Source organism: Simplicispira suum, assembly GCF_003008595.1.
In the GTDB taxonomy this organism is placed as follows: domain Bacteria; phylum Pseudomonadota; class Gammaproteobacteria; order Burkholderiales; family Burkholderiaceae_C; genus Simplicispira; species Simplicispira suum.
In genome coordinates this window covers 1,506,939-1,519,053 of sequence record NZ_CP027669.1, presented here as the reverse complement: position 1 = coordinate 1,519,053, position 12,115 = coordinate 1,506,939, and the positions used below count along the sequence as shown (strand labels likewise).

At 65.9% G+C, this 12,115-nt stretch carries 12 protein-coding genes; 5 read left to right on the top strand and 7 right to left on the bottom strand.

The features are described 5' to 3' along the window. Positions 1-55 precede the first annotated feature (55 nt). Positions 56-1,009 (top strand): hypothetical protein, encoded by a 954-nt coding sequence (locus tag C6571_RS07175; RefSeq protein ID WP_106446082.1) that lies wholly within the window; start codon positions 56-58, stop codon positions 1,007-1,009. 18 nt (positions 1,010-1,027) lie between these two features. Next, positions 1,028-2,059 carry a universal stress protein gene (locus C6571_RS07170; protein WP_245901446.1) on the top strand — a complete coding sequence of 344 codons (1,032 nt, stop codon included), beginning with the start codon at positions 1,028-1,030 and terminating at the stop codon, positions 2,057-2,059. An 8-nt stretch (positions 2,060-2,067) separates the two neighbouring features. Here the strand turns inward: C6571_RS07170 and C6571_RS20165 are convergent, their stop codons facing one another. The 5 genes from C6571_RS20165 to C6571_RS07145 all read right to left on the bottom strand — a co-directional run bounded on the left by C6571_RS20165 (position 2,068) and on the right by C6571_RS07145 (position 6,032). Next, positions 2,068-2,268: a c-type cytochrome gene (locus tag C6571_RS20165; protein WP_276329907.1), complete on the bottom strand. Its 201-nt coding sequence runs from the start codon at positions 2,266-2,268 to the stop codon at positions 2,068-2,070. A 276-nt stretch (positions 2,269-2,544) separates the two neighbouring features. Further along, positions 2,545-3,777 carry a SorT family sulfite dehydrogenase catalytic subunit gene (gene sorT / locus C6571_RS07160; protein WP_106446081.1) on the bottom strand — a complete coding sequence of 411 codons (1,233 nt, stop codon included), beginning with the start codon at positions 3,775-3,777 and terminating at the stop codon, positions 2,545-2,547. A gap of 180 nt (positions 3,778-3,957) precedes the next feature. Next, positions 3,958-5,064 (bottom strand): calcium/sodium antiporter, encoded by a 1,107-nt coding sequence (locus C6571_RS07155; protein ID WP_106446080.1) that lies wholly within the window; start codon positions 5,062-5,064, stop codon positions 3,958-3,960. Beyond that, positions 5,065-5,685 (bottom strand): flavin reductase family protein, encoded by a 621-nt coding sequence (locus C6571_RS07150; RefSeq protein ID WP_106446079.1) that lies wholly within the window; start codon positions 5,683-5,685, stop codon positions 5,065-5,067. It abuts the gene before it with no gap. A 206-nt stretch (positions 5,686-5,891) separates the two neighbouring features. Continuing rightward, positions 5,892-6,032 (bottom strand): DUF3149 domain-containing protein, encoded by a 141-nt coding sequence (locus C6571_RS07145; protein ID WP_106446078.1) that lies wholly within the window; start codon positions 6,030-6,032, stop codon positions 5,892-5,894. Between the two features lie 171 nt (positions 6,033-6,203). Here C6571_RS07145 and C6571_RS07140 point away from each other — a divergent pair, with 171 nt between their 5' ends. Continuing rightward, positions 6,204-7,466 (top strand): MFS transporter, encoded by a 1,263-nt coding sequence (locus C6571_RS07140; RefSeq protein ID WP_106448096.1) that lies wholly within the window; start codon positions 6,204-6,206, stop codon positions 7,464-7,466. Between the two features lie 36 nt (positions 7,467-7,502). On the opposite strand, the gene C6571_RS07135 is transcribed toward C6571_RS07140, so the two are convergent. Further along, positions 7,503-9,572 carry a putative bifunctional diguanylate cyclase/phosphodiesterase gene (locus tag C6571_RS07135; RefSeq protein WP_245901444.1) on the bottom strand — a complete coding sequence of 690 codons (2,070 nt, stop codon included), beginning with the start codon at positions 9,570-9,572 and terminating at the stop codon, positions 7,503-7,505. 159 nt (positions 9,573-9,731) lie between these two features. Further along, positions 9,732-10,424 (bottom strand): dienelactone hydrolase family protein, encoded by a 693-nt coding sequence (locus C6571_RS07130; RefSeq protein ID WP_106446076.1) that lies wholly within the window; start codon positions 10,422-10,424, stop codon positions 9,732-9,734. 283 nt (positions 10,425-10,707) lie between these two features. Here C6571_RS07130 and C6571_RS07125 point away from each other — a divergent pair, with 283 nt between their 5' ends. Next, positions 10,708-11,343 (top strand): MarC family protein, encoded by a 636-nt coding sequence (locus C6571_RS07125; RefSeq protein WP_106446075.1) that lies wholly within the window; start codon positions 10,708-10,710, stop codon positions 11,341-11,343. A gap of 6 nt (positions 11,344-11,349) precedes the next feature. Further along, a complete protein-coding gene (gene creB, locus C6571_RS07120; RefSeq protein WP_106446074.1) occupies positions 11,350-12,045 on the top strand; it encodes a two-component system response regulator CreB in 696 nt (231 codons plus the stop codon). Positions 12,046-12,115: the final 70 nt, after the last annotated feature.

Here is a 12,115-nt window from a genome sequence, read left to right as displayed (position 1 = left end):
CGGATGGTAAGCAGCGCAGCTCATCATTCAAATACAGCTCATAAGGAGCCTTAGCATGCAACGCAGAACCACCCTGAACGCGGCCCTGTCCGTGCTGGCCGCCACCGCCCTGGCCTGGGGCGCAACCGCCCACGCCCAAAACGCGGCGCCGCGCATTGCGGTGACCGACCTGGCCTACGCCCAGCAGGTGTCCGAATACTTCATGGCCGGCCAGTACCAGCGCAGCAGCCAGATGAGCGCGCAGGGCAGCCACAGCGGCGGCTACAGCCATGGGCCGTACAGCGGTTCGGGCTCGCACTCGGGCCAGCAGTCCATGCAGGCGTCGGAGCAGGCCAGCGGCACCTACGTCGCAGGGCGCTACAGCTACATCGAGATGCGCGAACTCGGCGGCTACACCAACGACATCAAGGGCGCCATTCTGCAGGGCACTTACTTCAAGCTGGTGCAGGGCCGGGGCTTTGACGCCGGCGCGCCGCAAAACTCCAAGGCCGAGCAGGTGCTCAACCAGGTGCAAGGTGGCAAGATGGCCAAGCCGGTGCGCCAGAACGACGTCACCGATGTCATCGCCCGCCTCAAGAAAGGCGAGTTCAAGGGCGCCGACTATGTGCTGTTTGGCGTGGTCTCCAGCATCGAGTTCACCGACGCGCTCTCGCCGCTGCAAGGCACCAGCAGCGCCACGCGCCAGTACGGCCTGCAGCTGCTGGCCGACTTTTCGCTGATCGACACCAAGACCTATGAGATCAAGGCAGCGTTCTCGGCCCAGGGCGCGGGCAACGACACCAAGATCCTGTCGAACCGGGGCGACATTGCGCCGCCGAACCGCTCCAAGGTGATGAAGGAAACCTCCATCAGCCTGGCGAACGACGTGTACCAGCAGCTGGCCGGGCAACTGGGCTACACCGATGCGAACCTGTCGCGCGGCGTGCGCCGGGGCCAGCCCATGCCCATGCCGCAGGGCGGCGAACCGGTGCGGGAAGCCCCGCCGGAGCAGGTCATTATTCTGAGGTGAGCGCCTGAATTGCACGGCATGGGCCTGCCGCCGGCTGCGCTCCAGGCCCGCTTCGCGCGGGCCTTTGCACGCGGTCGCAGGGCAGGGCTGGCGCTGGTTTGTGCCGGCCTGTGGGCTTGCGCGGTGCCGGCACCCCACCCCAGCGATCGTTCGCCGCCCATGGTGGGGAAAGCGCCCATCGGCAGCACCTTCGTCGCTCGGCCACTTCCCGCAGCCGATGGCTTCATGCTCACGGCCCTGGAGCGCCCCGCGCGCGTGGCGCCGGCGCGCTACCGCGTCATCGTGGTTCCTGGCTCGGGCTGCGCCGGCATGGCAGCCATCGCCGAGCGCTACTTTGCCGGACTGCTGCACGCCGAGGTGCTGGTGCTGCACAAGCCCTGGGTCGATGCGCAGGCCAGCACGCCGGCCGATCGGTGCTCTGACGACTTTGTGCAGGCCGATGCCCTCGTCGCCTGGCGCGCCCACGCCATTGCGGCGCTGCGCGCCGATGCCCGCGATCGGGCGGGTGCACGGCCATTGCCGCAGCTCTTGCTGGGCATTTCGGAAGGCGCAGAACTCTTGCCTGCGCTGGCGCCGGAAATTCCCCATCTGGCCGGCCTCGTGGTGATCGGCTCCAGCGGCCTCGACCCCCGCGACGCCCTGGCGCTGCAAGCGGCGCAGTGGGGCGCTAGCGCCTCACTGCAGGCGCTGGAACGCGCCCAGGCCGGCCCGCTTCCCGACACCACCGTGCACGAGGGCCGCAGCCTGCGCTACTGGCGCGAACTCTGGCAGTGGCCACTGGCGCAGCCCTTGCTCGCCGCGCCCTGGCCGCTGCTGCAGGTGTGGGGCGAACAGGATGCGCTGGTGCCGCAGGCGGCCTACCAGCGCTTCAGGGGACTCACGGAAAACCGCAAGGCGCCTTATTGCGCCAGAATTTTTTCAGACGCAGACCATGGGCTGCAGCGCTCTGGGCACGATGACGTGCAGAAGCTGTGGGCCTGGCTGGAGCAGTGGGCGCGTGCGCCCCAAGACGGCTTGTGTGGAGTGGGCCTGCGGCTGCAGGGGCAATAAATCGGGCCCTAGTGGCTGCCACCGCTTGCGCGTGAAACGTACAAGGCCAAGGCGTCGATCTGCGCTGCCGTCAGCTTTTGCGCGAAGGAAGGCATGACGCCGACGCCTTCCATGACAGCCTTCTTGACCCGCGCAGCGGTCGGCTTGAGATCATCGAGGATCGGGCCGATGGCGCCTTCGGTTCCGGCGTCCTGGAGCGTGTGGCACACGGCGCACGAGGGGGGCTGTGCCGCTGATGAAGAGCTGCTTTCCCAGGGTCATCTGGGCAGCATCGTCGGCCGCAATGGCTGGTGTGGCAAGCACGATCGCGGCAGCAAACGCCAGCAAGGGCATCGCCGTCGTCCGGACGAGACAGTGAAAGCTGCGGTGAACGGCGAGAAAAAAGAGGGGAGTCATGGGACGTTGCGATAGCGCGCCAAAAAACGAAAGGAAAATCCCCGCTGTCTCGACTCGGCAGACAAGCGGGGTGCCTGAACGACAGGGCCTCAGGCGACAGTCACGGTGATGGCGTGGTCTGACCAGCTCGTGTTGTTGTAGCCGCGTACGTTCTCCACACGGGCTTCGGGCTGGATCAGGCCCTTCACATCGGTTGCCCGGCTTGCCAGGGTATGGGTGCCTGCGGGAAGCTCCACTTCTGCCACAAATTGGCGCCAGGCGTACTTGCCAAGGTCCGGGCCAATAAATCGCGCGGGCTTCCAGTTCTTGCCTCCGTCGATGGATACCTCGACGCTCTTGACTGCGGTGATGCCACCGAACGCGATGCCCTCAATCAGTGCCTTGCCGGCCTTCAGCGTGCCGTCTTCGGGCAGCGGGCTGTTGATCCACGACTTCACGCTCATGTCCTGGATGGACGGCTTGTCGGGGCCGGCCTTTTCGCCCGGCGGGGTCAGCCGGTAGCTGCTCGCCATGATTTTCGCGTCGCTCTCCTTGGGCGTGAAGGCGAGCCGCTTGATGTACTTGACGCTGTTCACACCGGTGAAGCCCGGAACAATCAAGCGCAATGGTCCGCCATGGGCCAGGGGAATCGGCTCGCCATTGAGTTCCCATGCCAGCAGGGCGTCTTCCATGGCCGCAGTCGGTACGGAGCGCTCGACCATGATGGACTTGGGATCCAGGCCCTCGGGGAGCACTTCGCCACCCGTGCCGGTCATGTAGGGGTTGCCGGCAGCAACGCCGCCGAGGGCTTCCACGACAGCCCGCACCGGCACGCCGCTCCAGACCACGCAGCCCGCAGCCCCCACGGTCCAGAGCGTGCCACTGGGTTTCGATGGGAAGTAGCCACGGCCGTTGCCCGAGCATTGCAGCACCATGGCGGTCGTCTCCAGCCCCATGCCCTTGAGTTCGCCCACCGTCAGCGTGCGCGGGTTCTTCACCCCTTCGATCGCGACGGTCCACGCGTCCCGGTCGTCGAGGATGGACGGGTTGGGTGGTGGCAGGTTGTTGCGCACATAGAGCTGGTCGCTAGGCGTGATGACGCTGGTGCCGTAGGCGGAGCGTTTGGTCTCCATGGTGTTGTTGCTGTGCACGATGAGCGCCTTGGCGTTCTTCCAGTCGACATAGGCGGGCAGCGGCTTGGGCGCCGCTGCGGCTGCGGTCTGAGCCAGTGCGCCGCTGCTCCAGCCGGCCAAGCCTGCCGCTGCCAGTGCGCTGGCGCTTCCGGTGAGCATGCGGCGGCGGGGCAGCGAATTCGGTGCGTCGGGCGAAACAGTGCGGTTCATGCTGAGCTCCTTGGAACTCCGGGAATCGGTGTGTTCAGGGTACCGGGAATTGCAAGTTCTTGCTTGTCGGAGGAAGCGCCGCGCTGAGAAGCCTTAAGCGATGGTCGAGGCGGGCTGAGCAAGGCAGCGCGAGCCGGGTGGATCAGCGCGCTCACGCACGGGCGTGCGAGCGCGCGTTCGCTAGCGCGGCAGCCCCCTGCCCGAGCGCCGCATCGATGCCAGCAGCGCCGCCACCACCATGGGCGCCGCCACGCCCCACAGCACGGTCTGCGGCGCCAGCAGGCCTGGCGTGCCGCGCGCTGCGAGCAACACATAGGCAAGGTACAGCGCAAACCCGATCAGCAGCAGGGCGCCCTCCAGGCGCGAAATTTCGTGGCCGGTAAAGAACAGCGGCAGGCAGACCAGCGTGGCGGCCAGCATGACCCAGAGGTCGAACTCCAGCAGGCTTTGCGCCACGGGCAAACCCGCACTGCCGGCGAGCACACCGGACAGCCCCAGGCAGCCCAGCAGATTGAAGGTGCAGCTGCCGACCACGTTGCCCACGGCAATGTCGCGTTCACCCTTGAGTGCCGCCGCGATGGAGGTGGCGACTTCGGGCATGGACGTGCCTGCAGCCACAATCGTCAGGCCGATGACCAGTTCGCTCACGCCCAGCGAGCGGGCGAAGGCCACCGAGGCGGTCACCAGCCAGTGGGAGCCCAGCACCAGCAGCGCCAGCCCGGCAGCGATCAGCGCCAGCTGCACCGGCAGGCGTGCGTCCCAGGCGCGGGTGCTGCCCGGCTGCGGCAGTCCGGCAGGGGTGTTTGCGCTCAGCGCCAGCGCGCGGTTCAGGCGGCGTGACTGCCACACCAGGGCCACGGTATAGATCAGCAGGCAGGCCAGCAGCAGCGCGCCATCGCCCATGCTCAAGTTGCCATCTTGCGCAAGAAACAACAGCAGAACCGTGATGCCGATCAGCCCCGGCATTTCCTGGCGGATGATTTGCTGGTGCACGGCCAGCGGCACCACCAGCGCGCTCAAGCCCAGGATGAACAGCAGGTTGAAAATGTTGCTGCCAACCACGTTGCCCAATGCCAGCCCGGTTTGCCCGCCGATCACCGAACTGGCTGATACGGCCATTTCGGGTGCGCTGGTACCAAACGCCACCACGGTCAGCCCCACCACCAGTGGCGAGATGCCAAGCGCCAGCGCCAGCTTGGAGGCACCGCGCACCAGCGCATCGGCGCCCAGCACCAGCGCCACCAGGCCGCCCAAGAACAGGGCAAGGGATAGCCAATGCGGGCCCATCTAGCGCGGCCGTTTCATGCGAAAGAGTTGCTCTTTGCCGATCGAGAAATAGTCGGCAGGTCCACCGCCGCGCAGGATGGGCTGGGCCGCTGCGGTGTCGTACACGCCGCCAGGCAGCAGGGCCGCGTCGATATGCACCGCCACCACTTCACCCAGCACCAGCCAGGTGTTTACGGCCTCACCCAGCGCCGACTGCAGTTGCACGATCTGGCTCACGCGGCACTCGAAATGCACCGGCGAGAGTGCGACGCGCGGCGCGTCCACCAGCCGCGACGGCAGACTATCGAGCGCGGCAAGGGCGAACTCGTCCACCTCGGGTGGCACAGAGGCACTGCTGGCGTTCATCGCCTCGGCCAGCTGCCGGGTCGCCAGGTTCCAGACAAACTCGCCCGTAGCGCGCACGTTGCGCAGCGTGTCCTTTTCTTCAAGGCTGGCAAAGCCAATGATGGGCGGTGTGTAGTTGAAGGCGTTGAAAAAGCTGTAAGGCGCGAGGTTGGCGGTGCCGTCGGCCGCGCAGCTCGATATCCAGCCAATGGGGCGCGGCCCGACGATGGCGTTGAACGGGTCATGCGGCAGGCCGTGGCCCAGGCGGGGTTCGTAGAAATGGGTGAGGCGATGCATGCTGACGCCACGATAGCCGTTTTGTGGCGCCGTCTGCTACGGCGAGCAGCTAATTTGCTATGAAAACAAGAGCTGAAAGCGTATATGTGGAAAGCGGTAGAGGCCAAAAAACCTTGAAATCCATGGACAGATTTCGCGCTGGCGCATCGCACAGGACCTGTGATCCGGCGCTACAGGGACGGCGCTTCCTGGTGCCCGTTGCCTTTCTATTGCGGGTCGCGCGGCGGCTCGTTCATCTTCCTGCGAATCACGATGGCGAAAGCAATGATGCCCACGACCATCATGGCAATGCCCACGATGCTCATCAGTCCGTAATCGGTAGAAAAAAGATCGGTCAGCGCTTTCATGGAAACCTTTGCATTAAATACACAAAATATTTAGGGTTATTGTGCTTGCCAGGATCTTTCGGACTTTGACGCGGATCAAGCTCGATGGCGCCATCCCAGCCCAAGCCAGACTGCACCGCCGCGCCGGGGCGCTGCCCTCGCTTTGAAGCGCCAAGGACTAATATGCCAGCCATGGAAACCACCGCACCCCACGCCAGTGCCGCCGTACCGCTGCGCCAGGATGCGCGCACCATCGGCCTGATCGGCATGGCGCACGCCACTTCGCACTTCTTCCACATGCTGCTGCCGCCGCTGTTTCCGTGGCTGATCAGCGACTTCTCGCTCAACTATTCCGAGCTGGGCTTGCTGGTGTCGATATTTTTCGTCATCTCCGCGATCGGCCAGGCGTCGGCCGGGTTCCTGGTCGACAAGGTAGGTGCGCGCCCCGTCCTGTTTTTCTCGGTGGGCTGTTTTGCCGCCGCCGCCCTGGCCGCAGCGCTGGCGCCCGGCTACTTCGGCCTGGCCGTCGCCTCGGCGCTGGCCGGACTGGGGAACGCCTCGTTTCACCCGGTGGACTTCACCATCATGAACAAGCGCGTCTCGCAAGCGCGCCTGGGCCATGCGTTTTCGGTGCACGGCATTACCGGCAACCTGGGCTGGGCTGCTGCGCCGGTGTTCATGGCCGGCATTGCCAGCGCCACGGGCTCCTGGCGCACGGCCTGCTTTGCCGCCTGTGGCGTGGCCCTGCTGGTGCTGGCGGTGCTTTGGTGGAACCGCGACGCCGTGGACGACAGCCAGGGCGACTGGGTGCATGCCGCGCCCTCTGGCGCCGGGCAGGCCAAGCCTGAGCATCCGATGGCGTTTTTGCGGCTGCCCTCGGTGTGGCTGTGCTTCTCCTTCTTCTTCTTCAGCACCTGCGCGCTGGCCGCCATGCAGAGTTTTGCCAGCCCGGCGCTGGGCAGCATGTACGGCCTGCCGCTGAACCTCACGGCCTTGGTCATCACCGGCTACATGCTGTTTGGCGCGGCCGGCATGGTGGCCGGCGGGTTCCTGGTCTCGCGCGTCGAGCGGCTGGAGCGCACCATTGCCATCGCCATGTGTGCTGGAGCCGTGCTTCTGGCACTGGTGGGCACCGGCCTCTTGCCGGGCATGGCCGCCTTGTGGATCGCGGCCATTGCCGGCGCCGGCACCGGCGTTGCAGGCCCGTCGCGCGACATGCTGATCAAGCGCGCCGCGCCGCCGGGCGCCACTGGCCGGGTGTATGGCACGGTGTATTCGGGCCTGGATCTGGGGTTTTCGGTGGCGGCGCCAGTGTTTGGTGCGCTGCTCGATCGCGGCATGACGAGCACCGTGTTCTATGGAGCCGCGCTGGCCCTGGTGCTGGGGGTGATGTCGGCCGGCATGGTGGGTGCAGGCGTGGCTGCGCGTTCGGCGCACACGCCGGCTGCGGCCTGACACGCGTCCGCTGCCCCCGCGCTTGGCGGTGCGCGCTCAAACGCGTGGGCGCGGCGGTGCGGGCGGAGCCGTCGGTTTGGGGCCGCGCTCGGCAGCCCAGGTCTGGGTCCAGGCGGGCAGCGACTCGGCGGGCATCGGCCGGGCAATGCCATAGCCCTGTGCCAGCTCGCACCCAAGCGCGAGCAGCACTTTGCCGTGTTCCAAGGTTTCCACGCCCTCGGCGATGACTTCGCGCCGGAACGCCTTGGCCAGGCCAATGACGCCTTGCACGATGGCCAGATCGTCGGCGTCGCTCAGCAGGTCGCGCACAAAGCTTTGATCGATCTTGATCACTTCGGCCGGCAGGCGCCGCATGTAGGTGAGCGAGGAAAAACCCGTGCCAAAGTCGTCCAGAGCAAAGCGCACACCCAGCGCCTGGCAGCGGCGCATCAGCTCGGAGACCTGTGCCATGTCTTCCAGCGCGCTGCTCTCGAGAATCTCCAGTTCCAGGCAGTCGGGCGCGACATCCCGCTGGGCGGCCAGCAGGGCTTCCAGGCTTTGCGCAAAACCGGTGTCGAGCAGCTGGCGCGCGCCCACGTTGACGCTGACCTTGATCTTCAGGCCGGCGGCGTGCCATTGCGACATCTGGCGCAGTGCAGTGGCAATCACCCATTCGCCCACCACGTTGCTGAGTACGTGGTTTTCAATGATCGGTAGAAACTGGCCAGGTGGAACCAGTCCACGCTCGGGATGCTGCCAGCGGATCAAGGCTTCGGCGCCCACCACCTCGCCCGTCTTCAGGTTGACCTTGGGCTGGTAATACAGCACCAACTGGTTTTGCTCGTACGCGGTGCGCACATCGGCCAGGTTCTGGCGCTGGCTGGCCTGGGCCGCATCGTGGGCCACGTCGAACACCGCAACGCGGTTCTTGCCGGCCTGCTTGGCCTGGTACATCGCATGGTCGGCATGGCGCAGCAATTGCTCTGCGTCGGCCAAGTCGCGCGGAAAAAGCGTCACGCCAATGCTGGCCGAGACCTGCAGCGTGTGGCGCCCCAGTGCCACGGGCTTCGCGGCTGCGCTCAAGAGGCGCTCCAGAATGGGTTCGTAGTCTTCGCTCTTTTCCAGGTCCACCAGCACGGCCACGAATTCGTCGCCCCCGACGCGTGCCAGCGTATCGCCCTCGCGCAGCGCTTCGCTCATGCGGCGGGACAGGGCAATCAGCAACTGGTCGCCCACTGCGCTGCCATATTGGTCATTGACCGCCTTGAACCCATCGAGATCAAGAAACGCCACGGCCAGCGACGATGAGCGGCGCTGGCAATGCACCATGAACTGGCGCAGCCGGTCAAACAGCAGCACCCGGTTGGGCAGTTCGGTGAGGACGTCGAAATGCGCGATGCTCTCGAGTTGCCGCTCGGTGGCGCGCTCGGACGTGACATCGGTGAACACCGCCACGTAATGCTGCAAGACGCCTTGGGCGTTGCGTACCGCGCTGATGGTGATCACTTCGAGGAACAGCGAGCCATCCTTGCGCCGGTTCCAGATTTCACCCGTCCAGTGGCCACGGGTGGAGATGGCTTTCCACATGGCTGCGTAAAACTCGGGCGATTGCCGGCCCGACTGCAGGATGCGTGGGTTGCGCCCTATGATTTCTTCGCGTGCGTAGCCAGTGATGCGCGTGAACGCCTCGTTCACGTCAATGATTTTCCCGGACGGGTCGGTGATGCTGATGCCTTCGCGCGCGTGCGTGAACACGCTGGCAGCGACCTGCAGGTCGTCGCGGTTGCGCTGCCCATATCCGCATTCCTGGTAGGTCCCCACCAGGCCACGCGCCAGGCCCTGGGGCGAGCGGCCTTGCACCTGGGCTCGAAACAGGCAGCACAGCCAGCCGCCGTCGCGGCGGCGCAGCCGGTGCTCCATGATGTATTCGTCGCGCTCGCCGCGCAGGCATTGGTCCCAGTGCGCGCGCTGGCGCGCCGCGTCGTCCGGGTGCACCAGTGCCTGCCATGCGGATGTGCACAAATGGATGGGGTCCGTCGGTTCAGCCCCCAGCAATTCCAGCAGCAAGGCATCAAAAGAGACTTCGGCGCGCTCGAAATCCACCAGCCACGCGCCCATGCCTGCCATGCGCAAAGCGGGCGTGAGCTGCGATATCAGCGCAGCCGTGGCAGGCGAGTTCTGGGGGGCAAGTCTGACATGATGTTGCAGTAGGCAACGCATCGTCACACAACGCGTCGCCAGTTGCAAATCGGCGTTGTGCGATGTGCCGTCCGCCTGTGCGCAGGCTCAGCCGACGCAGCGGGCAAACAATGCCAGCGTGCGCTCGCGCGCGACCTGCGCTGCGGCCTCGTCGTAGGAGGCCCGCTGATCGCAGTTGAAACCGTGGCCTGCGTCGTACAGCTGCACCTGCACCTCGGGGTGCGCACGCGCGAAGGCTTGCACGCCCTTTTGCGGAATGTGGGCGTCGTGTGCGCCGAAATGGGCAATCACCGGGCAGCGGGGGCTGCGCGCCATTTCTGCCTCGCCCGTCATGCCCCCGCCGTAATAGCAAGCCACGGCCGCCAGTCCTTGCAACTCGCAGGCGGCGCGCCAGGCCAGCAGGCCGCCCCAGCAAAAACCCACCAGTCCCACTTTGCCGCCCGAGAGCGCTGCTGCGTGGTCGATGGCGGCCTGGATGTCGCCCAGAACCAACGCTTCGGGCAGGCGCTCGACGGCCGCCTTGAGCTTGCGCCCGGCGGCCACGTCGCCCTCCCCGTATCCCAGCTCCACACCGGCCTGTGCGCGGGCAAACGTGTCTGGTGCCACTGCGGCGTAGCCACGCCCGGCGAACCGCGTGGTGATGGCGCGTATGTGTGCATTCACGCCAAAAATTTCGGGTAGCACCACCATGCCGCCGCGTGGCGTGCCTTCGGGCTGCACGCACCAGGCTGGGCAGGCAAAGCCATCGGGGGAATGGAGAAGTTGGCTGGGCTCGGTCATCACGTTCTCCTGGAGATGTCTGGCATCACTCTACGCGAGTCGATGGAGCGACCATGCAAACTGGCCGAGCCCGTGCTATCGAACGCCGCAAGTAGTTCTGGCACGACATTCCTGCGGGTAGGGGACACAGGTGGGTGGGCGAAATGCGGCAAACTCGCGCCACGCGCACACTACCGCATTTTTTGCAGACTCTCAGGTGCCAAAAATGGCACCCGTCAAGCGGGTGCTTGCAAAAGTTCAGCGGCGCCGAGTGAGACTCTCAACAACTTCTAAAAAGCTTGGCATGGACCTGAAACCCCTCGTCACCCTGCTGGCCATCGTCAATCCGCTGGCCATCGTCCCGTTTTTCATTCACTACACGCAGGGGTTTTCCGAGGCCCAGCGCAAACGCACCATCCGTACGGCGGCGTTCAGCGCGTTTTGCGTGATTGCCGCCTGCGCGCTGTTGGGCTTGCAGATTCTGGAGTTCTTCAACATTTCGCTGCCAAGCTTTCAGGTGGGCGGCGGTTTGCTGCTGCTCATCAGCGCGATGAACATGCTCAACGCCCAGCCGGCCGAGGCCAAGCCAGCCACCAACGAGCTGGAAGAAGGGGCCGAGAAAGCCGCCGCTGGCGACAGCATTGCCGTGGTGCCGCTCACCATCCCGCTGCTGACCGGCCCGGCCTCGATGTCCACCGTGGTGATTTACGCCAACGACGCGCAAACCTTCTTGCAGCACGGTGCGCTGGTCGGCTACGGCCTGGTGATCGCGCTGGCCACCTGGATTTGCTTTTCGCTGGCCGACCCGATTGCGCGCGTGCTTGGCAAGACCGGCATCAACGTGATGACGCGGCTGATGGGCCTGATTCTGGCGGCGCTGGCCGTCGAAGTGATGGCGGGCGGCCTGACAAAGATTTTCCCCGTGCTCGTGGGCAGCTGACTCCCTATGGCGGCGCAGGTCCTGTTGCTAGAAGACGACCCGGCCATTGCCCGGACGGTCGCCTACGCGCTCGAGCGCGAAGGCCTCCAGGTGACGCACAGCCTGCTGCTGCAGGACGCGCGCAGCCTCTGGAGCGCAGGCGGCTTTGACCTGCTGGTGCTGGATGTGGGCCTGCCCGACGGCAGCGGCCTGGACCTGTGCCGCGAAGTGCGCGCCGCCGGCCACACCCCCGTGCTGATGCTGAGCGCCCACGGCGAGGAACTGGACCGCGTGCTGGGCCTGGAGCTGGGCGCCGACGACTACCTGGCCAAACCGTTCAGCCCGCGCGAACTGGCAGCGCGGGCCCGCGCCTTGCTGCGCCGTGCGGCCGCGCCGCCGTCCTCCACGTCCCCACCGGCCCAGCCCCCGGCGCCAAGCGCGACTTTTTACGCCGACCGCAGCGGCCAGCGCATTCTTCTGCACAACCAGGCGCTCCCGCTCACGCGGCGGGAGTACCGGCTGCTGTCCTGTCTGCTGGCGGGCGCGGGCCGCATCCATACGCGCGACGCCTTGCTGTCTGCCGCCTGGGGCGACGACAGCGAAAGCACCGACCGCACGGTGGACACCCACATCAAGACGCTGCGCGCCAAGCTGCGCGAGGTGGACCCGGCGACGGACTACATCGTCACGCACCGGGGCATGGGCTACTCTCTCCGTGTTTAGTTTTATAGGTTAAATTGGCCTCCAGCGCTTATTCAGTAAGCGCTGATAGCTATCTTTTCGATAGTTTCCC